Below are 21,210 nucleotides of genomic sequence, written 5' to 3' on the forward strand. Positions count from 1 at the left end.
CAGCGGGGGAAACTCCGCCCACCGGCCATTAGTCTGGGTCCATGGTGGACCTCGCGAAGATCACGGAGCCCTTGTCCCTCTCCCGCCTGCGCCCCGGCCCGCACGGGCCCCTGGTGCTGGAGCTGGACCTGACCGAAGGGGTCGCCGACGAGGCCCCGGGGGACCCGATCAGCCAGATCATGAACCGCCGCCGGCAGCACTTCCTCGACGTCGTCGAGGGCATCCGGCGGGGCGCGCGCGACTCCAAGGTGGCGGCCCTGATCGTGCGCATCGACGGCCGCCCGCTCGGGTTCGCCAGGACCCAGGAGCTGCGGGACGCGGTCGCCGACTTCCGGGCCTCGGGCAAGACCGCTGTCGCCTGGGCCGACTCCTTCGGTGAGCTGGGCTCGGGCAACCTCCCCTACTACCTGGCGTGCGCCTTCTCCCGCGTGGTGATGTCCCCGACCGGGGTCCTGGGGCTCACCGGCCTGATCATGCGCGGCACCTTCGTCAAGGGCGCCATCGACAGGCTCGACGTCACCTACGAGGTCGGCAAGCGCCACGAGTACAAGAACGCCCTCAACGGGGTCACCGAGACCGGGTTCACCGACGCCCACCGCGAGGCCACCGACCGGATCGTCTCCTCGCTCAGCGACCAGATCACCGAGGCCGTCGCCGAGGCGCGCGGACTGACCGAGGACAAGGTCCGCGAGCTCGTCTCGGGCGGCCCGTTCATGCCCCGGGAGGCGCTCGACGCAGGTCTGGTCGACGCGCTGGCCTACCGCGACGAGGTGTACGAGGACCTCCTTTCCCGCGTTCGCGAAAAACACCCGGGAAAGAACGACCCCGAGCTGCTCTACGTCGCCCGCTACCACCGCAGGCACACGCCCGTGCCGCGCCCCACGGTGGGCGAGGGCCCCGGGTACATCGCGCTGATCTCCGCGAACGGGGCGATCACCCTGGGCCGGTCCCGCCGTTCCCCGCTGGGCGGGGGAACGATCATGGGCTCGGACACCGTGACGGCCGCCTTCCGCGCCGCGCGGCGCGACCCGCGGGTCAAGGCCGTCGTCTTCCGGGTGGACAGCCGCGGCGGATCCCCCACCGCCTCCGACGCGATCCGCCGCGAGAGCGAGCTGACCAGCAGGGCCGGCATCCCCGTGATCGCCGCCATGGGCGACGTCGCCGGATCGGGCGGCTACTACGTGACCCTGGGCGCGGACGCGGTCGTCGCCCAGCCGGGCACGATCACCGGGTCGATCGGCGTGATCACCGGCAAGCCGGTGTTCGGGGCGCTGATGGAGCGGTTCGGGATCACGACGGACTCGGTGAGCAGCGCCGAGCACGCGGGCATGTTCGGCACCGACCGTCCGTTCACCGAGTCCGAGTGGGAGCGCGTGAACGCGCTGCTGGACGAGATCTACGACGACTTCGTCGGCAAGGTCGCCCAGGCGCGCGGCATGACGCGCGAACAGGTGCACGAGGTGGCCCGGGGCCGGGTGTGGACCGGCCGGGACGCCCACGAGCGCGGGCTGGTGGACGAGCTGGGCGGTCTGGCGACGGCGGTGCGCCTGGCCCGGGAGAAGGCCGACGCGGGGCCGCTGCCGCTGCGGACCTTCCCGCGCACCCATCCGCTCGACCGGTTCCGCCAGCACGAGTCCAGCGAGGACCTGGCCGCCGCCCAGCCGCAGTCCACGCTCAGCCCGTGGGGGGCGCTGGAGAACGCCGCCCTGGCGATGGGGCTGCCCGTGGGCGGGCCGCTGTCGATGGCCGACGGTTGGGAGATCCGTTGACCGGACCGTTCCTCGACGCGATGGCACTGCTGCCGACCGGTGTGACCGTGGTGACCGTCGCCGACGGCCGCGACGACGTCGGCGCGACGGTCAGCGCCTTCGGGTCGGTGTCCGCGGACCCGCCGATCGTGTCGGTGAGCGTGCACGCGGACGGGTACATGGCCGAGGTGATCGAGGAGGTCGGCGCGTTCGCGGTGAACGTGCTGGGCGCGGGACAGCGCGCCCTGGCGGGCCGTTTCTCGGCCGAGGGCCGCCCCAGCGCGCGGCTGCTCGTCTCCGGGCAGCCGCACCACCGGGGCGAGCGCACGCGTGCCCTGGTCCTGGACGAGGCGCTGGCCGCGCTGGAGTGCTCCGTCCGCCAGCGGGTGGCGGTCGGCGACCACGTGGTGTTCTTCGCCGACGTCACCGGGCTGCCCGAGGTCAGGGGGACGGGTGCGGCGCTGGCCCGGTGGTCGGGCCGCTACCACTCGCTGTCCTGACCGTCTCTCCCCGGCGCGGCCGCCCTCGCCGAGATACGTGGATTTTGTAAACCCTTGAACCTTTCGCGTCTCCGTGCATCCCATCTGGTGGATGGTCATACGGATCGCATGGAGGTTCACACGTGGCGGCCAGGAACCACGCGGCGGGGGCGCGCGGACTCGGCGTCGGGTTGACGGCGCTCGTCCTCGCCGCGACCGCCTGCACCCCCGGTGAGGCGGAGAGCCGGAACAACGCGTCGGGTTCCGTCGAACTGAGCATCGCCCCCGGGACCGGGGCCGAGGAGGTCGCGCCGAACACCCCCGTCCGCGTCACCGCCGAGAGCGGCACCATCACCGACGTGCGGGTGGAGCAGGAGGTGGTCGACGAGGCGAGCATGCCGGACGGGGACGGGGACGGGGCGGAGGACGGCGACCTCTACGCGGTGACGGGGTCCCTCAACGAGGACGCCACGGAGTGGGTCAGCGACCGGACCCTGCGCCCCGGGGCGGAGGTGGTCGTCACCGCCACCGTGACGGACGGATCGGGCGGAACGACCGAGGAGACCGCCGAGTTCACGACCACGCCCGCCGTCGCCGGGCAGCGCCTGGAACTGGCGGCCAACCGGCCCCTGAGCGGCCAGACGGTCGGTGTGGGCATGCCGATCGTCGTGCGCTTCGACCTGCCGGTGACCAACAAGGCCGAGGTGGAGAGCGCCCTGGAGGTCGTCTCCGACCAGGGCGCCACCGGAGCGTGGGGCTGGCTCGACGACGACACCACGGCGGTCTTCCGGCCCGAGGAGTACTGGGAGCCCCACCAGAACGTCACGGTCAACATGCGTCTGGCGGGGGTGGAGGCCGCCGAGGGCGTGTACGGCGTCGAGAACCACCGTCTCGAGTTCGAGATCGGCCCCGAGCGGATCCTGACGATGCACGTGCCCGACCACGAGCTGGTCGTCACCGCCGACGGCGAGCGGGAGCGGGTCATCCCGGTCAGCAACGGCGCCGCCACCGTGCGGTTCAACACCACGACCAGCGGCACCCACGTCCTGATGGAGCGGGCCGAGACCGTGGTCATGGACTCCTCCACCACGGACATGCCCGCGGACATGGCCGGCTACAACACCACGGTCAAGTACGGCATCCGCACCACGAACTCGGGCGAGTACCTGCACGAGGCGTCCTACAACACCAACATCGGCGTCGCCAACACCTCCAACGGGTGCACCAACCTCCGGATGGAGGACGCCCGGTGGCTGTACGAGAACACTCTCATGGGCGACGTCCTGGAGACCACCGGTACCGACCGCGAGGTGGAGTGGTACAACGGCTGGGGCTACTGGCAGCTCTCCTTCGACGAGTGGCAGGACCGGGGCGCGACCGGCGCCTACGCCACCACCGGCGGCACCCCCGGTTCCGTGCACGGCGAGGGCCGGTGACGGTCACCGCCCCCGGAACGGGTGAGGGTCGCGCACGGCTCCGTGCGCGACCCTCCCGTCCCCGAGCGATCGTTACCCGGCCAGACCCTCCTGGGCCAGCCACTCCTGGGCGACGTCGGCCGCGTTCTCGTTGTCGACGATCACCCGCTCGTTGAGTTCGGTGAGGGACTCGGTGGTCAGTGCGGCGGACACCGCGTTGAGCGCCTCACGCGCCTGTGGCCCCACCTGCTCGGAGTTGACCAGCGGGGTGACGTTCTGCGCGCCGAAGAGGTTCTCCGGATCCTCCAGCACCACGAAACCGTTCGCGGCGATCTGCGGGTCGGTGGTGAACAGGTTCGCGGCCTGCACGTCACCGTCGAGCAGCGCCTGGGTCAGCAGGGCCACGTCGATCGACCGGAAGGAGCCGAACTCGATCCCGTAGACCTCCTCCAGGCCGACCACGCCCTGCTGCCGGGTCTCGAACTCCGGCGGCCCGCCCAGCGTCAGCTCCCCCGCGACCTCGGCGAGGTCGGCCAGGCTGGTCAGGCCGTACTCGTCGGCGGTCGCCCGGGTGACGGTCACCGAGTCCTTGTTCTCCGCGGCCGAGGAGTCCAGGATCTCCAGCCCCTCGGGCAGCGCCTCCTCCAGGAGCGCGTTGGTCTCCTCGCTGGTGCCGCTGGGGGCGTCCTCGTCGAGGTAGGCCAGGATGGCGCCGTTGTACTCGGGGAAGACCGCCAGGTTCCCGGACTCGATCTGCGAGTAGTACACCTCCCGGCTGCCGATGCCCAGCTGGTAGTCGACGTCGACCCCGGCGGCCTCCATCGCCCGTCCGTAGATCTCGGCCAGCAGCTGGCTCTCGGGGAAGTCGGCCGACCCGACCACGACGGAGCCGCCGTCCCCCGCACCGGAGCCGCCCTCCTCGTAGGGGTCACTCGCACCGCACGCGCTCAGCAGCAGCGCCAGCGGGAGCCCGACGAGGGCGATTCTGTTCCGCATGTCCCAACCTTCTCTCTCACGGTGTGCGCGCCTCAGCGCGCCGACGCCGTCTCGGCGCGCAGTCCGGGTGCGACGAGCAGCCCGCGCAACCCGGCGAACAGGAGCGTGGTGACCACGGCCAGCGCCACCACGAGCACGGAACCACCCAGCATCATCGTCAGGTCCTGCCGGGCCTGTCCGTCCACGATGTACCGGCCCAGACCGCCCACACCGACGTACGCGGCGATGGTCGCGGTCGCCACGACCTGCACCGCGGCGGTGCGCACCCCGATGAGGATGAGCGGCGTGGCCACCGGGAGTTCGAGCCGCAGCAGCACCTGTCGGCCGCGCATGCCCATCCCCCGGGCGGCGTCCCTCAACCGCGGCTCGACTCCCCGCACCCCCTCGTGGGTGTTGACGAGGATCGGCGGTACGGCCAGCGCGACCAGGGCGCACACCACCGGGACCAGGCCGATCCCCGCGAACAGCACGACGAGGAAGAGCACCCCGATGGTCGGCAGGGCGCGGGCGAAGTTGGCCAGGCTGGTCGTGGCGAACCCGCCCACACCGGTGTGCCCGGTGAGCAGGCCCAGCGGCACCGCGACGGCGCTCGACAGCACCAGCGCGAGCGCCGAGTAGTGCACGTGCTCGGCCAACCGGGCCGGAATCCCGGAGTCCCCGGACCACTGCGCGGGGTCGGCGAACCACCGGTACAGGTCGATCAGGATGTCCACGGCTACCTCTCCCCCACCGGTGCGGCCGCCCGGGCCCGCCGGGACCGGTCCCGGCGGGCCCACGGCGTGAGTCGGCGCTGGGCCAGGACGAGTACGGCGTCGGTCACCAGCGCCAGCGCGACCGTGAGCAGGATGCCGACGACGATGGGCGCGTCGAACTGGCGCCGGAACCCGTCGGTGAGGATCAGCTGCCCCAGTCCGCCGAGCCCGACGAGGGAGGCGACGCTGACCATGCTGATGGTGGCCACGGAGGCCACCCGCAGCCCGGCGATGATCACCGGGACCGCCACCGGCATCTCCACGGCCACCAGTCGACGCAGCGGACCGAACCCCATCGCGACCGCCGCCTGACGCACGTGGTCGGGGACCTGCCGCAACCCGTCCACGACGTTGGGCAGCAGGATGACCAGGGTGTAGAGGGACAGTGGGACGATCGCCGTCCACTCGCTGAACCCGGTGTAGGGCAGCATGAGGAAGAACAGCGCGATCGAGGGCACCGCGTACAGCACGTTCACACCGGTCAGCACCGGCGGGTAGAGCCGCGTCCACCGCGCGCACGCCAGCCCCAGGGGCAGGGCCAGCGCCAGCCCGATGCCGATCGACACGTACGCCAGCCGCATGTGCTGGACCAGGCGCGGTCGGATACCGCGGTCGGGTTCGCCCGGTCGGCTCCAGTTGTCGACGCCCCACTGGGCGACACCGGTGACCCAGTCCCAGGCCGCGGTCCCCGCGTGCGCCGTCTCGGCCGCGCTCACTCGGTCACCGACCAGATCGCCGTGCCGAGGTCGTCCTGCGAGACCACGCCGACCACGCGCCCGTCGTCGTCCACGCCGACCGCCAGGCCCGCCGGGGAGAGCACCGCGGCGTCCAGGGCGGCCCGCAGCGAGTCGGTGCCGACGTTGAAGGTGTGGCCGTAGGGGGCCAGGTCGAGGTCGCCGAGCGGAACCCCGGCGGGCACCCGGGCGAGCTGTTCGGTGCCCACCCAGCCCAACGGCATGTGCTCGGCGCTGACCACCAGCACCCACGGGCTGCCGTGGCCCGCGGCGATGTCGTAGGCGTCCTCGGCCCGGGTCTGGTCGTCGAACACGGTGTCCTGGCGCGGGGACAGCTCGCGCGCGGGGAAGAAGGACAGGCGACGCACCCCGCGGTCGTAGCCGATGAAGGATTCCACGAACGCGTCGACGGGCTCGGCGAGCAGCCGTTCGGGCGCGTCGTACTGCGCGAGCACGCCTCCGGGCCGGAAGACGGCGATGCGGTCACCCAGCCGGACGGCCTCGTCGATGTCGTGCGTGACGAACACGATGGTCTTGTGCAGTTCCTGCTGGAGGCGCAGGAGTTCGTCCTGGAGGGTGGTCCGCACGACGGGGTCGACGGCGCTGAACGGCTCGTCCATGAGCAGGACGGGCGGATCGGCGGCCAGGGCGCGGGCGACCCCCACGCGCTGCTGCTGCCCGCCGGAGAGCTGGTGCGGGTAGCGGCGGGCCTGGGCGGGCTGGAGTCCGACGAGCTCCATCAGCTCGGCGGCGCGCGCCCGCGCCTTCGCCCGGCGCCAGCCCAGGAGCAGCGGCACGGTGGCGATGTTGTCCAGGACGGTGCGGTGCGGGAAGAGGCCCGCCTGCTGGATGACGTAGCCGATGGACCTGCGCAGCACGGCGGGGTCCTGGTCGCGGACGTCCCGGCCGTCGATGCGGACGGTTCCGCCGGTGGGTTCGACCATCCGGTTGATCATCCGCAGCGACGTGGTCTTGCCGCTGCCTGAGGGGCCGACGAAGACGGTGGTCGCCCCGGTCTCGACGGTCAGGTCCAGGCCGTCGACGGCGACCGTGCCGTCGGGATAGTGCTTGCTGGCGCCCTCGAACGTGATCATCGGCCGGGCTGCCTCCATTCGGGGGCGGGTGGTGGTCTCAGGCGTGCGCGGATTCGCACGGTACCAACGCGAAAGTAGACCAAACGGGTGACATACCGGACCACCGTGAACGCGTGTGCGACGTGAGATGTCCGACGCCGCACGCGCGCGATCCCCCTCAGGACCGTTCGACGGCCCACGCGGCGAGTTGGTGGAGGTCGTCGGCGACGGTGTCGGCCCGTTCCGCGTCGGGGCCGGCGGCGTGCCGGTAGCCGTACAGACCGCGCCGCAGCAGGGCGGCGCGCATCCCGGCCGCGCGCGCGGGCAGGACGTCGTTGTCGACGCGGTCGCCGACGTAGAGGATCTCGCCCGCGCCGATCCCGGGGCGGGCGGCGTCGGCGAGCTTGAGGACGCGGTCGAAGAAGGCGGGGTCGGGTTTGCTCACGCCCCAGTCGTCGGAGATGCCGATGCCGTCGACGCCGAGGTTCATGGCGGCCAGCGCCGGTCCGGCCTCGGGGGGCTGGTTCCCGGCGATGACGAGGGACAGACCGGCCCGGCGCATGGTGTCGAACGCGGGGCGCACGTCGGGGTACAGGTCGCGCTCGCCGAAGTGCTCGCGCTCGCCGCGGGGGTCCTCGGCGCGCCAGCGCGCGCTCTCGGTCGCCAGGTCGAAGCCGGGAGCGACCAGACCGAACGCGTCGGTCAGGGTGCCGCCCGAGGCGATGACACCGCCGATGGTGCCGAAGAACGCCAGGTGCGGGACACCGAGGCGGTCGGCCCAGCGCGCGAAGATACGCGTCTCGTCGACCAGTGTCTCGCCGACGTCGAACACCACAGTACGAATTGCCACGGACAGGGAGTGTACAAGGCGCACCGGACCGGCGGCCGTGTCTGTTCCGGGCCTCCGCTTCGCTTCGGCCCGCCCGTCGCCCTCCACCACCCTCGACGGACGCCTGCGGCGCGGCCCTGTCCATGAGCACCCTGCCGGCGCCCGAACGTCACCCCCCGGGGGGTGACCGCTCCGGGAAGCGGGCCCGGCCTCAGGTGCGTTCCGGCGGGCGCAGGACGGCGAAGGCGTCGGTGATCTCCAGCTCCCGGGCGCGGAAACGGAAGAGCGCGGCGGGGCGCCCGCCCGAGCGCCCGGAGGGGACGGAGCGGCCGGTCTCCTCGATCTGTCCGCGCCGCAGCAGGACGCGGCGCAGGTTCGTGGCGGCCACGTCGTAGCCCAGGGCCGCCCGGTAGTAGCCCGACAGCTCCGACATCGTGAACTCCGGTGGCGCCAGGGCGAAGCCCACGTTGGTGTAGCCCAGTTTGGCGCGCAGGCGCAGCCGTCCGGAGCGGACGATGGCGGCGTGGTCGAAGGCCATCGGGGGCAGGTCGGCAGCCGGGTGCCAGCCGGTGTCCTCGGGCACGACGGGGTCGATGTGGGCGGGGACCAGGCCCAGGTAGGCGGTGGCGAGGGTACGGCGGTCGGGGTGGCGGCCGGGGTCGCTGCGGGTCTCCAGCTGTTCGAGGTGGGCCAGGTCGCGCACGTCCACCTTCTGCGCGAGTTGGCGGCGGATGGAGGCGCCCAGGCTCTCGTCGGGGCCCAGCCTGCCGCCGGGCAGCGACCACTCGCCCTCGCACGGCGGCAGTGCCCGCCGCCACAGCAGGACGCACAGTTCCCCGGCGCGAATCTGCAGGACGACGGCCAGGGCCTCGTGCCCGGCGAGGGGTTCTCCCTCACCCGCACCACGTGTCATGGTCTGTCCGTTTACTCCAGGGATGTCCACCCTGTCCCTTCCGTTCCACGCCATGTTAAGCTAAACCAGGTTTGTGCCTGACAGGCTAAAACCTGTCCACCGGCATCGACCATCACCGGCACGGAGCCCGTACGACGTGCCCACAGCCTCAAGGAAGTAGTAGGACATGGCACCGGTCACCGCCACGGCGGACACCATGACCAGGCAGGAGTGGGCCGCCGAGGTCCGCCGCCTGGCGGACGAGCGCGACGCCGTCATCCTCGCGCACAACTACCAGCGCCCGGAAATCCAGGATGTGGCCCACCACACCGGCGACTCCCTGGCCCTCTCCCGTCTGGCCGCGAGCGTCGACGCCAGCACCATTGTCTTCTGCGGCGTGCACTTCATGGCCGAGACCGCGAAGATTCTCGCGCCCGAGAAGACGATCCTGCTGCCCGACCCCAACGCCGGGTGCTCCCTCGCCGACACCATCACCGCCGAGGACGTGCGCGCCTGGAAGGCCGAGCACCCCGGCGCGGTCGTCGTCGCCTACGTCAACACCACCGCGGCGGTCAAGGCCGAGACCGACATCTGCTGCACCTCCTCCAACGCCGCCGACGTCATCCGGTCCATCCCCGAGGACCGGGAGATCCTCTTCCTGCCCGACCAGTTCCTGGGCGCCCACGTCAAGCGCGTCACCGGTCGGGACAACATCCACGTGTGGATGGGCGAGTGCCACGTGCACGCCGGGATCGACGGCCACACCCTGCGCGAGCGGGTCGCCGCCGAACCCGACGCCGAGGTCTACGTCCACCCGGAGTGCGGCTGCGCCACCTCCGCCCTGTACCTCGTGGGCAGCGGCGCCGTCCCCGAAGACCGCGTCAAGGTGCTCTCCACCGGCGGCATGCTCACCGCCGCGGAGAACACCTCCGCCAAGAAGGTGCTCATCGCGACCGAGACCGGCATGCTGCACCAGCTGCGCAACGCCAACGCGACCACCGAGTTCGAGCCGGTCAACAACCGCGCCGAGTGCCACTACATGAAGATGATCGACGCCGACAAGCTGCTCGGCTCGCTGCGCCACGGCACGACCGAGATCACCGTCGACGCCGACACCTCCGAGCGCGCCCGCCGTTCCGTCGAGCGGATGATCGCCATCGGCTCCCCCTCCCGCGGCGGCGAGTAGCGGCCGGTCCCGGAACCCCACCGCCGCGTGGCCGGCCCGACCCCGCGTCGGGCCGGCCACGCCCGCACGCGATAACAGAACCCTCACCTTCATGGCGAAGGTCACCGAAACGCCCGCGCCGCGCGCCCCGCCCCCGCTACCGTCTCGGGTGAAGCGGGGGGAGAACCGTGACCAGAGACATCGAAAGCGACGAACCAACCCCGGAGGCGATCGAGCGGCTCTACGACGCCTTCGCACCGGCCCTGTACCGGTACGCCTGGTCCCTGCTGGGCGGCGGGGCCGACCCCGGCCGCGCCGTCGAACCGGGGAGCGGCACCGACTCCAGGGACACCGTCGACCGCGTCGCCGAGGCCGTACACGACGGCCTGGTCGCCGGTGTGGTCCTGACCGACGAGCTCGCCGACCCGGCGGACCGGGGACCCTGGCTCTACGCCCTGGTCCGCTCGGCCTGCCAGCGCCGCGGCTTCGCCCTCACCTGCCCCTACACCCGCCTGGCCACGGTGCCAGCCGAGGCGCCCGCCGCCCGCATGTTCGCCCGGTTGCCCGCCAGCCACCGGGAACTCGTCGAACTCAACCTGCGCCACGCGCTGCCGGTCTCGGCCATCGCCCGCGTCCTCGGCCTGGACACCCAGCTGTGCGGCGAACTCTCCCGCTCCGCGATCCGCCGCGCCGCCGACGGACTGGCCGAGCTCGACGGGGACGGCGAGGAGACGGCCGAGCCCCCGGCCACCGCCTGGCGCGCCCGGGTCCAGGAGGTCTCCTTCGCCCTGGCGCTGCTGCGCCCGCCGGGGCCGCCGCCAGGCTTGCGCGACCTGGTCGTGCGCACCTGCGTGGACCCCGACCACGCGGAGCGGCGCGAGCGGATCGGCGCGGCCATGCGCCCGCTCACCAGCGACGGCTACCCGGTGCACCGCGCCCGTGTCTGCGGGGCCGCCCCGGAACCCGACCCGGAGTCCGCCGAGCCCGCCGTCGAACAGCTGCCCCGCGCCCTGCCCGCGGACCGCGTGACCACCCGGGACCACCCGGTGCGCACCGAGCCGACCACACCGCTGCCCGCCCCGTCGGCCACCCCGGACACCGACGACGGCGCGCCCCCGCGCAGATGGCCGCTGCCCGCCGTCTCCGGGGTGCTCACGGTGGTCCTCGCGGTCGCCCTGTGGTGGTGGGCCAGCGCGCTCGGCGCCCCCTCCACGATCATCGGCACCGACAGCGCCGACGCCGAGCGCAGCCCCCTGACACAGGAGATGGAGACGGAGTCCACCGCCTCGGACGGCGGCCCGGGCACGGAACCGGGCACGGACGCCCCCGATCAGGCGCACGACCCCCACGACGGCCACCAACCAGAGCACGACACGGCGCCGCCGGAGCACACGGCGAAGGAGCCGGAGCGGGGGTCCGACCGCGGCGACCCGTCGGCCGAGACGGCCTCCCCGTCCCCCTCGGAGGCGCCGAGCTCCCCGTCACCGGAGGAGGAGGCACGGGACGCGGAGCCCTCGGAGGATCCCGGGGACGAGGACGCCCCCGCCGCCGAGGAGGAGTCCGGGGGCGGACTGTTCGAGGGTCTGCTGGGCCTGTTCTTCGGCGACGGCTGAACCGCCCACCCCGTCAGAAGGAGGCGAGCAGATGGTCGGCGGCGGTGCGCAGGCGCCGTTCGGCCTCGTCGACGTTACGGCGGCCCTTGAGGATCTCCACCAGCTCGAAGATCCACACGCTGGTCAACGATTCGGCCAGCACGTAACCGGTGTCGCCGCGGTCGACCGGGGCGTCGTCCTCGGCCCCCTCGGTGTCGTCGGCCGGGCCGGGCGCGACCCCCTCCAGATTGCCCGTGGCCACGCGCCACACCAGGTCGGAGATGCGGGTGTCGAGTTCGACCTTGACCTCGGCCATGATGAGCGACCGGACGAGCGCGTCGGCCAGCTCCGGCTCACGCATCAGGCCGCGGGTGGCGCGCAACAGGACGTCGACGGCCCGACCCGAGGGGGTGTCCGCGGTGGGCGGCCGACGGACGATACCGCCCTCCAGCAGGTCGAGCTCCTCGGTGACCACCGCGACGACGAGGTCCATCTTGGACGGGAAGTAACGGTAGAGCGTGCCGAGGGCGACCCCGGCCCGCTCGGCGACCGAGCGCATCTGCATGGCGTCGACGCCACCGCGTACGGCCAGGGCCGCGGCGGTCTGTACGATGCGCTTGCGGCGCTGGGTCTGACTTCGCGACATGGTTCCAGTCGGCGCCTGCACCGCCACAGGATCTCTCCCATTCGTCATCAGTCGCGCGCCGTCCGCCCGCCGCGCCGCCGTTCGTGGGACCGGCACCCGCCCCGGGGCTCCGGCCGAGAACACGTTATCTAAGGATTTCCCGTTCGCGGAATGCTTCGAACCCATGATCCTCGCCTCATTGCCCGACGTGGCAGTAGCAATACGAGGAGATGGCCAGGGTTTTCGGATCGCTCGAACGCATTTGTAGAATATGTTCTATTTGCGGCCGATGTGGTGGCCCCCCTCCCGAGCACCCCGCCCGGCCGCCTCCCCGTCCGGCCCGGCGCACACCCGCCGGGCCCCCCGACCTAGAATCGAACCAGATTCGGTTTCTAGTGGAGAGGTCGCCCCCGCGCATGAACGACATCCCCCCGGTCGAAGACCTCGGCAACGGCGTGTGGAGCCTGCCGGTGCCCATCCCCCACAGCCCCCTCGGCGCCACCCTCGTCTACCTGGTCGAGGGCGACCGGGGCCCCGTCCTCGTGGACACCGGTTGGAATCACGACGACTCCTGGGACGGGCTCGTCCAGGGGGTCAAACAGACCGGGCACACGATCGAGGAGATCCGCGGCGCCGTCCTCACCCACTTCCACCCCGACCACTCCGGACTCACCGCCCGCCTGCGCGCCGCCTCGGACGCCTGGATCGCGATGCACCCCGCCGACATCGCCGTCACCGAACAGCTCACCGCCACCGACCCGCGCGAACGCGCCGACGCGGTGGCCGAACAGTTCCGCGCCGCCGGGTTCCCCGACGAGGACGTCGACGCCTTCCTCGCCGAACCCCACGTGATCGACCCCTCCGCCCTCCCCGACCGCACCCTGGCCGACGGCGCCGTCGTCGATCTGCCCGGCCGCGACCTGCGTGCCGTGTGGACCCCCGGACACACCCCCGGCCACCTGTGCCTGCGGCTGGCCGACGCCGACATGCTCTTCACCGGCGACCACGTCCTGCCCGGCATCACCCCGCACGTCGGCCAGTTCCCCCTGCACACCCCCCAAGGGGACCCGCTCGGCGACTTCCTGGCCTCCCAGCAGACGGTCGGCGCCCTCGCCGGAGCCGACCGCCTGCTGTGCCTTCCCTCACACGAGGGACGCTTCACCGGCCTGCCCGACCGCACCGCGACGATCGTCGCCCACCACGAGGAACGCCTCGACGCGATGACCGCACTCCTGGCCGAGGGGCCCGCCACCCTGTGGGAACTCACCTCGCGCCTGCGCTGGAAGCGCCCCTGGGCGGACATGCGCCTCCTGGCCCGCCACATGGCCGCCTCCGAGACCGCCGCCCACCTGCGCACCCTGGAGGAACGGGGCCGCGCCGTCCGGACCGGGACCGACGACCGGCCCCGTTGGGTCGCTGTCCCCGGCTCGGTGAGCCACGCATAGGATCCCTTACCAACCAGGTCGGCACCGAAGCGCACAAAACTCCCGAGTAACATATGGGACGCCTGTTCACCGGCGAACACGCGCGCCCCCGCCGGGACGCCCCGCCGTCGAAGGCCGTCCGACGACGTGAGGGCGACCGGGCCCGCGACCCAACGAAGAGGTGGACTCTTGACCCAGTCGGGCACCAGCACGGGACCGAACCCGCACCCGTCCGGCGACCGCCCCCTCCGCGTCGCACTGCTGTCCTACCGCAGCAAGGAGCACTGCGGCGGTCAGGGCGTGTACGTGCGCCACCTGTCGCGGGAGCTGACCGCCCTCGGGCACGAGGTCACCGTGTTCTCCGGCCAGCCCTACCCGGTGCTGGACGAGGGCGTCACCCTGGAACGGGTCCCCTCCCTCGACCTCTACAACGACGTCAACCCGTTCACCGCCCCGCCCGTGCGCGAGTGGCGCGACTGGATCGACGTCCTGGAGGTCGCCACCATGTGGACCGCGGGCTTCCCCGAACCGCTCACCTTCTCCCTGCGCGCCAACCGCGAACTGCGCAGGCGCCTGGCCGACTTCGACGTCGTCCACGACAACCAGACCCTCGGCTGGGGCCTGCTCGGCGTCAAGGCCGCCGGCCTCCCCCTGGTCACCACCATCCACCACCCCATCAGCGTCGACCGCCGCATCGAACTCGCCGAGGCCCGGGGGCTCCAGAAGCTCTCCAAGCGCCGCTGGTACGGCTTCGTCGCCATGCAGGCCAAGGTCGCGCGCAGACTCGACCCGATCCTCGTCCCCTCCCGTTCCTCCGCCGACGACATCGCGCGCGAGTTCGGCGTCGACCCCGCGGCCATGGAGGTCACGCCCCTCGGCGTGGACACCCGCCACTTCCATCCCCGTCCCGACGCCGAACGCGTGCCCGGCCGCATCGTGTGCACCGCCAGCGCCGACAGCCCCCTCAAGGGCGTGGCCACCCTGCTGCGCGCCGCCGCCAAGCTCGCCACCGAACGCGACGTACACCTGACCATCGTCAGCAGGCCCAAGCCCGGCGGCCCCACCGACCGCCTCGTCGACGAACTGAGCCTGCGCGACCGCGTCGAGTTCGTCAGCGGCATCGACGACACCGCCCTCGCCGAGCTCATCGCCAGTGCCCAGGTGGCCGTCGTCCCCTCCTTCTACGAGGGCTTCTCCCTGCCCGCCGTCGAGGCCATGGCCTGCGCCACCCCCCTGGTCGCCAGCCGCGCCGGAGCCCTGCCCGAGGTCGTGGGCACCGACGGCGACGCCGGACGCCTCGTCCCCCCGGGCGACCCCGAGGTCCTGGCGAGCGAACTCGCCGCCCTCCTGGACGACGACCAGGAGCGCGCACGCATGGGCGCCGCCGCCTGGCGCCGCGTCCAGGAGCGGTTCACGTGGCGGGCCGTCGCCGAACTCACGGCCCAGCGCTACGCCTCCACCATCGACGCCGTCCGGGGCTCTGGCCGGGGGCCCGCGCACACCACGCCCGACCGCGCATCACACCTGTAGGGAGCCTCCACTGATCACCGTCGACTTCAACCTGTTCCCCGTCGGACCGGGCCAGCGCGTGCTCGACCTGGGCTGCGGCGGCGGACGCCACGCCTTCGAGATCTACCGGCGCGGCGCCGACGTCGTCGCCTTCGACCAGAACGTCAGCGACCTGGCCGAGGTCGAGACGATGTTCGCCGCCATGAGCGCCGAGGGCGAGGCGCCCGAGGAGGCCACCGCCGAGACGGTCAAGGGCGACGCCCTCGACATGCCCTTCGACGACGCCAGCTTCGACCGGGTCGTGGCCGCGGAGATCTTCGAGCACATCCCGCACGACACCGCCGCGATGAAGGAACTCTTCCGGGTGCTGCGGCCCGGCGGGATCGCCGCCGTCACCGTGCCGAGCTTCCTGCCCGAGCGGCTGTGCTGGGCGTTGTCGGAGGAGTACCACACCAACGAGGGCGGCCACATCCGGATCTACACGCGCGCCGAACTGGAGGCCAAGCTCAAGGCCACCGGTTTCGAGATCGGCCCGCACCACCGCGCGCACGCCCTGCACTCGCCCTACTGGTGGATCAAGTGCGCGGTGGGCACCTCCAACGACGACCACCCGGCGGCCAGGGCCTACCACGACCTCCTGGTGTGGGACATGCTCCAGGCCCCGAAGGTGACCCGGGTCGCCGAACGCCTGCTCAACCCGGTCATCGGCAAGAGCGTCGTCGTGTACGTGCGCAAGCCGTGATGCGCGCCGCACCGGCCCTCCCGGGGATCCTCAGCACCGACCAGATCCTGCGCTCGGCCGCCTACCTGGCGCGTGCCCAGGAGCCCGACGGCGCGATCCCCTGGTTCCCCGGCGGCCACACCGACGTGTGGGACCACGTCGAGTGCGCCATGGCCCTGACCGTGACCGGACGGACCGTGCCCGAGCACGCGCGGGCGGCCCGCCGCGCCTACCTGTGGCTGGCGGAGAGCCGCCACCCGGACGGGGGGTGGCCCGCCAAACTGCGCCAGGGCACGCCCACCACGGCCCTGCGCGAGGCCAACCACGCCGCCTACCCCGCGGTCGGGCTCCTCCACCACCTCCTGGTCACCGGCGACCTGGAGTTCGCCGAACGCACCTGGCCGGTGGTGGAGAGCGGGCTGGGGTTCGTGCTGGGTCTGCGCGGCGACCACGGGGAGATCATGTGGGCGCGTTCGGAGGACGGTTCCCCGGGTGACCACGCGCTGCTCACGGTCTGTTCGAGCGTCTACCACGCCCTGCGCTGCGGTGCCGCGCTCGGTACCCGGCTGGGGCGGCGGCGCCCCGAGTGGGACGCGGCCGCCGACCGCCTGGAGACGCTCATCAACGAGCGTGAGGACCTGTTCGCGGACCGGGAGCGGTTCTCGATGGACTGGTTCTACCCGATCCTCAGCGGTGCCGTGCGCGGTGTCGCCGCCAAGGAGCGCCTCCAGGAGCGGTGGGACCGGTTCGTCGTCCCGGGGCTGGGCGTGCGGTGTGTGAGCGACCAGCCGTGGGTGACCGCCGCGGAGTCCTCCGAACTGGTCCTGGCGCTGGCCGCCATGGGCGAGCGCGAGGCCGGGGAACGCGTGCTCGGGGACGTGCAGCACCTCAGGGACGCCGACGACGGCGTCTACTGGACCGGGTACCAGTTCGCCGAGGACGTGCGCTGGCCGGTCGAGCGCAGCACGTGGACCTCGGCCGCGGTGATCCTGGCCGTGGACGCCCTGACCGGCGCGACCGACGGTTCACGGGTCTTCCTGCACACCTGGGACGAGGTGTAGGAGGCCGGGCCGACACCCCCGCACGCGAAGGGCCCCGGGGACCAGTTCAGCCTGAACTGCTCCCTGGTCGATGGAACTGGATTTCCAGTCCAACTTCCAGGGAGCAGTTCACCGCGGACGCGCGGTGCGGGGCCCTCTCCTCATCTCATCCGCTGCCGCGGTCGGTCCCCGGGAGGAAGGGATTGTCCGGTTCCTCCGGTTCGGTGGTGTCCCCGGGATCGCCCGGTTCGGGGTTGGTGGGCTGCTCTGGTTCACCCGTGCCGGGGTTCTGCGGGAACTCGGGGATCTCCGGAATCTCCGGGATCTCGGGCTGCTCCGGGACCTCCGGCACCTGTGGCGTGGCGGGCTCCTCGTCGGCCGGGGCCTGGGGTGTCACCTCGGGCGCCCAGTACTCGTTGTCCCCGCCGAAGGCCGGGTCCGGGAAGGAGGCCGGCTCGTAGTTCGCCATCACCGCCGTCATGTAGCTCTTCCAGATCTCGGACGGCAGGCCGGTGCTGGAGATGCTCTGTCCGGGGATGGTGAAGGCCCGGTTGTTGTCGCTGTACACCCCGACGGCCGTCGACAGCTGCGGTGTGTAGCCCACGAACCAGGCGGCGGAGGTCCCACCGCCGCTGAGCTCGTCCCGGACGGTTCCCGTCTTACCCGCGACGGGGTGGTCCGGGTCCCACAGGTTCGCGCTCCTGCCGGTTCCGTTCTCGGCCACGCTCTCCAGGACGTAGGTGAGGTCCGCGGCGGTGGACTCGGAGACCGCCCGGTTGCTCTCCACCTCCGGTCGCTCGTTCTCGCCCTCGCGGTTGACGATCTCCCGGACCACGTGCGCGTCGACGTGCACTCCGCCGTTGGCGAAGGTGGCGTAGCCGCTGGCCTGGTCGACCGGCCGGACGCTGTTGGCGCCCAACGGCATGACCGGGACGAGCTGGTCGTCGTGGATACTGCCCTCCGGCAGCCCCGCGGCGTAGGCGGTGTCGCGGATCTCCTCGTACCCCACTTCCCGGGCGAGGTTGATGTACCCGAGGTTGTTGGAGATCTCGGTCGCCTGGAGGAGTGACATGATGCCGCCGGCCGAACCGCCCGCGTTCTGGATCCGGCTGCCGTTGATGGTCTGCGGCCCGCGCCCGTCCACGACGGAGTTGAAGCTGTAACCCTGCTCCAGAGCGGTGGCCAGCACGTACGGCTTGAACGCCGACCCGGCCTGGGCCGAGCCCAGGAACGAGCTGTCGTACTGGTTGGCGTGGTAGTCGTGCCCGCCGAAGAAGGCCAGGACCTCACCGGTCGCCGGGTCCACGGTGCTCAGACCGATGTTGATGCCCTCGGGGAGCTCCTCCTGGGAGACCTTCTCGTCAACGGCCGTGTAGGCCGCCTCCATCATGTCCTGGTCGAAGGTGGTGACGATCTGGTAGCCCTGCCGGTTGACCATGTCCTCGGTGTAGCCGAGCTGTTCGAGCTCCCTCATCGCCTCCTGGAGCATGTAGCCCCGGTAGCCGCTGAGGTCGGTGGTCTGGCGCTCCGGTTCGGGGGCGGGGAACTCCATCGCGTCGGCCTCGGCCTGGGTGATCGCCCCGGTGGTGACCATGCCGTCGACGACGTACTGCCAACGCTGCTTCATCTCGGGCGTGGTCTCCACGTCGGCCTGGCCGAAGGGGGTGGGCTGCTGGATGGCGGCGGCCAGGAAGGCCGCCTCCTCAGCCGTGAGCTCGTCGACGTCCTTGTGGTAGTAGGCCTCCGCCGCGGCCTGGATACCGTACGCCTGGCGGCCGAAGTAGATGGTGTTGAGGTACTGCTCCATCACCCACTCCTTCGACTCGCTCTGGTCGATCTTGATGGCGATGATGATCTCCTGGATCTTCCGGGAGATCGTCCGCTCGTTGGAGACGCCCTCGAAGTAGTTGCGGACCATCTGCTGGGTCACGGTGGACCCGCCCTGGACCTGCTGGCCGGTGATGGTGGACCAGACCGCACGCGTGGTGCCGCGCACCGAGACGCCCGGTTCGGTCCAAAAACCCCGGTCCTCGGCCGAGATGACGGCCTCGACCACGTGGTCGCCGCCTGCGGTCATCTGGTCGTAGGAGATGATCTCCCGGCTGGTACCGCGCTCGGCGAAGACGGTCTCACCGTCGGCGAAGTAGAAGGTGGAGCCCTCGTCGACGGCGTCGGCCTGGGCCGCGTCGGGGACCTCCACCGTGGCGTAGAAGTAGGCGAACACACCGCACCCGGCGATGATGCCGACCCCGACCACCACGAGGCAGACGCGGAGGATCCGCCACCACAGCGGAGCCTTTCCGCCCTTCTTCCCCTTCCTGCCCTTCCCGGCCTCGGCCTTGGTCTCGGTGGCGACCGCTCCGGCGGCCTCGGCCGTGGCTCTCCCGGTCTGCTCCTGTCCTCCGCCCGGGTCGGAATCGGGGACCGGGGCGTGGGTCGGAGTGGGGGTCGCGCCCTCTTCCTGGTCCTTGTCCTGGGGCACGACGTCGGACAGCCGCTGGGGGGTCGGCCACATGGGCTCGCCCTCGTCGGCCGGTTCGTTCACCGGCTGGAGGGGTCGCGTCTCGGGACCGCTCGGGGCCGTGTCCTCCTCGGCGGCGGGGGAAGCCTCGGAGGGGGCCTGCTCAGCGGACGCGGAGACCGCGATGGCCTCCGTCGGCGCGGTGTCGTCGGAGTCCTGGGGGGAGGCCGGGCGGCCGTCAGTCTCGGTGTCGTCCTCGGGGAACGCATCACTCTCGGCGGACGCGCCGTCCTTGGCAGACGACGTCGCCGCGGCATCGCCACCGGCGGCGGTGGACGGCTCGTCCGCCCCCTCGGAGTCGGGGGTGGCCGGGGAGGCGGTGTCCTCGGTCGCGTCCCCGGTGCCGAAGCCCTGTTCCTGCAGGTGTTGGGCCACCCGGTCGCGCAGGAAGGATCCGCTCGTCTTGAAGACGCCCGGATCCGGCTGGGTCACCCCTTCGGAGGATTGGTCCTCGTCGGTAGCGGGTACGCCACGCTCAGACGTCAGATCAGTGGGCAGTTCTTCGGAAGAGGTGTTCGTGTCCGGCATCTCGGTCTCAGGACGCTGCCCATCCGCCCCGCCGTCGCCGTGTCTACTCTCGCTCAGCTCCCCGCCCCCATGGCAAATCACGTCCGGCACGGTGCCGTCCAGATATTTGACGCGCCAGTGCCCCGGATCGGTTCGGTAAGAATCAGGACTGAAGCGGTGACTCGGGGAATACCGCCACGTTCGCTCAACCCTCTCCCACACGATACCGGGGCGTAACAGCGTGCTCGTCGGTCAGGCGGGCCAGCAGGAAGTTCTTACCAAAGGCTTAACGTTGGACCGGCGTGTCAAAGCACACGTTCCAGGACACGCATGGAACCGACCACACGCACCTCCTTGAACAGGCCCGATTCGAGGGCACGGCGGTAGATGTTGTAGGGGGGTCGGCCGCCGTCCGCGGGGTCGGGGAAGACGTCGTGGATCACGAGCGCACCGCCCGGAGCGACGTGCGGGCTCCAGGACGCGTAGTCGGTCTGGGCCGTCTCCTCGCTGTGACCGCCGTCGATGAAGAGCATCCCGAGCGGGGCGCCCCACACAGCGGCGATGTCGGCCGAGCGGCCGACGAGTGCGATGACCTCGTCGTCGAGCCCGGCCTGGGTGATCGTGCGTCGGAAGTGCGGAAGGGTGTCGAACTTCCCGGTGACCTCGTCCACGAGGGTGGCGTCGTGGTACTCCCAGCCCACCTGGTGCTCCTCGGATCCCCGGTGGTGGTCCACCGTGTGGATTCTCCCACCCGTCCGGCGCGCCGCCGCGCCGAGGAAGATGGTGGACTTTCCGCAGTAGGTACCGATCTCCACGATCGGGCCGAGGTGCGCGTAGGCGAGCGCGGTCTCGTAGAGGGCGGTGCCCTCATCGGTGGGCATGAAGCCCTTGGCCGCCTCGGCGGCCGCCAGGAGTTCAGCGGGAATCGTCGTCATGGGTCGATTCTCCCAGGCCCGGGAGGGTGCGCTCCTCCCGGGTCAACCCTCCGCACCCCCGAGCAGCACCCCACCCCCCACACACAACAAGGGGGTGCCCACCCGGACACCCCACCCACACTTCACAACCGCACAAGCCCGCGCACAAAAAAGAAGAAGAGGGCCACCCACAACAGGCGACCCCCTCCCCAAAAAAAACCGTGGCAGCGACCTACTCTCCCACCCCACCACAGGGCAGTACCATCAGCGCAAA

The 21,210-nt window shown here is 71.7% G+C and carries 18 protein-coding genes; 9 read left to right on the plus strand and 9 right to left on the minus strand.

Going from position 1 to position 21,210, the window contains the following annotated elements:
- Nucleotides 1-41: 41 nt before the first annotated feature.
- The 3 genes from sppA to DVR05_RS21735 all read left to right on the plus strand — a co-directional run bounded on the left by sppA (nt 42) and on the right by DVR05_RS21735 (nt 3,663).
- A complete protein-coding gene (gene sppA, locus DVR05_RS21725; protein WP_116247758.1) occupies nt 42-1,769 on the plus strand; it encodes a signal peptide peptidase SppA in 1,728 nt (575 codons plus the stop codon).
- Nucleotides 1,770-1,789: 20 nt separating this feature from the next.
- Nucleotides 1,790-2,248 (plus strand): flavin reductase family protein, encoded by a 459-nt coding sequence (locus tag DVR05_RS21730; RefSeq protein ID WP_116247777.1) that lies wholly within the window; start codon nt 1,790-1,792, stop codon nt 2,246-2,248.
- Nucleotides 2,249-2,370: 122 nt separating this feature from the next.
- Nucleotides 2,371-3,663, plus strand: coding sequence for an Ig-like domain-containing protein (locus DVR05_RS21735; RefSeq protein WP_116247759.1), 1,293 nt, complete (start codon nt 2,371-2,373; stop codon nt 3,661-3,663).
- Between the two features lie 72 nt (nt 3,664-3,735).
- Here DVR05_RS21735 and DVR05_RS21740 read toward each other — a convergent pair whose 3' ends face one another.
- From DVR05_RS21740 to DVR05_RS21765, 6 genes are all read right to left on the minus strand, one after another.
- Nucleotides 3,736-4,638 (minus strand): ABC transporter substrate-binding protein, encoded by a 903-nt coding sequence (locus DVR05_RS21740; protein ID WP_116247760.1) that lies wholly within the window; start codon nt 4,636-4,638, stop codon nt 3,736-3,738.
- A 32-nt stretch (nt 4,639-4,670) separates the two neighbouring features.
- Nucleotides 4,671-5,351 carry an ABC transporter permease gene (locus DVR05_RS21745; RefSeq protein ID WP_116247761.1) on the minus strand — a complete coding sequence of 227 codons (681 nt, stop codon included), beginning with the start codon at nt 5,349-5,351 and terminating at the stop codon, nt 4,671-4,673.
- A gap of 2 nt (nt 5,352-5,353) precedes the next feature.
- Nucleotides 5,354-6,106: an ABC transporter permease gene (locus DVR05_RS21750; RefSeq protein WP_116247762.1), complete on the minus strand. Its 753-nt coding sequence runs from the start codon at nt 6,104-6,106 to the stop codon at nt 5,354-5,356.
- Nucleotides 6,103-7,218, minus strand: coding sequence for an ABC transporter ATP-binding protein (locus DVR05_RS21755; protein ID WP_116247763.1), 1,116 nt, complete (start codon nt 7,216-7,218; stop codon nt 6,103-6,105). Before DVR05_RS21755 ends, DVR05_RS21750 begins: the two co-directional genes overlap by 4 nt.
- A gap of 157 nt (nt 7,219-7,375) precedes the next feature.
- Nucleotides 7,376-8,047 carry an HAD family hydrolase gene (locus tag DVR05_RS21760; protein ID WP_232832254.1) on the minus strand — a complete coding sequence of 224 codons (672 nt, stop codon included), beginning with the start codon at nt 8,045-8,047 and terminating at the stop codon, nt 7,376-7,378.
- 190 nt (nt 8,048-8,237) lie between these two features.
- Nucleotides 8,238-8,939 (minus strand): NUDIX domain-containing protein, encoded by a 702-nt coding sequence (locus tag DVR05_RS21765; protein ID WP_116247765.1) that lies wholly within the window; start codon nt 8,937-8,939, stop codon nt 8,238-8,240.
- A gap of 166 nt (nt 8,940-9,105) precedes the next feature.
- Here DVR05_RS21765 and nadA point away from each other — a divergent pair, with 166 nt between their 5' ends.
- Both nadA and DVR05_RS21775 read left to right on the plus strand, forming a co-directional pair.
- Nucleotides 9,106-10,104 (plus strand): quinolinate synthase NadA, encoded by a 999-nt coding sequence (nadA, locus tag DVR05_RS21770; RefSeq protein ID WP_116247766.1) that lies wholly within the window; start codon nt 9,106-9,108, stop codon nt 10,102-10,104.
- 167 nt (nt 10,105-10,271) lie between these two features.
- Nucleotides 10,272-11,696: an RNA polymerase sigma factor gene (locus tag DVR05_RS21775; protein ID WP_116247767.1), complete on the plus strand. Its 1,425-nt coding sequence runs from the start codon at nt 10,272-10,274 to the stop codon at nt 11,694-11,696.
- A gap of 13 nt (nt 11,697-11,709) precedes the next feature.
- Here the strand turns inward: DVR05_RS21775 and DVR05_RS21780 are convergent, their stop codons facing one another.
- Entirely contained in the window at nt 11,710-12,348 is a 639-nt protein-coding gene (locus DVR05_RS21780) for a TetR family transcriptional regulator (RefSeq protein WP_116247768.1), read from the minus strand.
- 368 nt (nt 12,349-12,716) lie between these two features.
- Here DVR05_RS21780 and DVR05_RS21785 point away from each other — a divergent pair, with 368 nt between their 5' ends.
- The 4 genes from DVR05_RS21785 to DVR05_RS21800 all read left to right on the plus strand — a co-directional run bounded on the left by DVR05_RS21785 (nt 12,717) and on the right by DVR05_RS21800 (nt 17,015).
- The gene (locus DVR05_RS21785; protein ID WP_116247769.1) at nt 12,717-13,745 is read left to right on the plus strand and encodes an MBL fold metallo-hydrolase; all 1,029 of its coding nucleotides are present in this window, start codon (nt 12,717-12,719) and stop codon (nt 13,743-13,745) included.
- A 168-nt stretch (nt 13,746-13,913) separates the two neighbouring features.
- On the plus strand, nt 13,914-15,254 hold the full coding sequence (locus tag DVR05_RS21790) for a glycosyltransferase family 4 protein (protein ID WP_116247770.1): 1,341 nt from the start codon (nt 13,914-13,916) through the stop codon (nt 15,252-15,254).
- Nucleotides 15,255-15,264: 10 nt separating this feature from the next.
- Nucleotides 15,265-15,975 carry a class I SAM-dependent methyltransferase gene (locus tag DVR05_RS21795; protein WP_116247778.1) on the plus strand — a complete coding sequence of 237 codons (711 nt, stop codon included), beginning with the start codon at nt 15,265-15,267 and terminating at the stop codon, nt 15,973-15,975.
- Nucleotides 15,975-17,015: a prenyltransferase gene (locus DVR05_RS21800; protein WP_116247771.1), complete on the plus strand. Its 1,041-nt coding sequence runs from the start codon at nt 15,975-15,977 to the stop codon at nt 17,013-17,015. Before DVR05_RS21795 ends, DVR05_RS21800 begins: the two co-directional genes overlap by 1 nt.
- 145 nt (nt 17,016-17,160) lie before the next feature.
- On the opposite strand, the gene DVR05_RS21805 is transcribed toward DVR05_RS21800, so the two are convergent.
- Both DVR05_RS21805 and DVR05_RS21810 read right to left on the minus strand, forming a co-directional pair.
- On the minus strand, nt 17,161-19,947 hold the full coding sequence (locus tag DVR05_RS21805) for a transglycosylase domain-containing protein (protein WP_369974569.1): 2,787 nt from the start codon (nt 19,945-19,947) through the stop codon (nt 17,161-17,163).
- Nucleotides 19,948-20,327: 380 nt separating this feature from the next.
- Complete coding sequence (locus DVR05_RS21810; protein WP_116247773.1) at nt 20,328-20,957, minus strand: class I SAM-dependent methyltransferase; 630 nt, start codon at nt 20,955-20,957, stop codon at nt 20,328-20,330.
- Nucleotides 20,958-21,210: the final 253 nt, after the last annotated feature.

This window comes from Nocardiopsis sp. FIRDI 009 (genome assembly GCF_003386285.1).
Classification (GTDB): domain Bacteria; phylum Actinomycetota; class Actinomycetes; order Streptosporangiales; family Streptosporangiaceae; genus Nocardiopsis.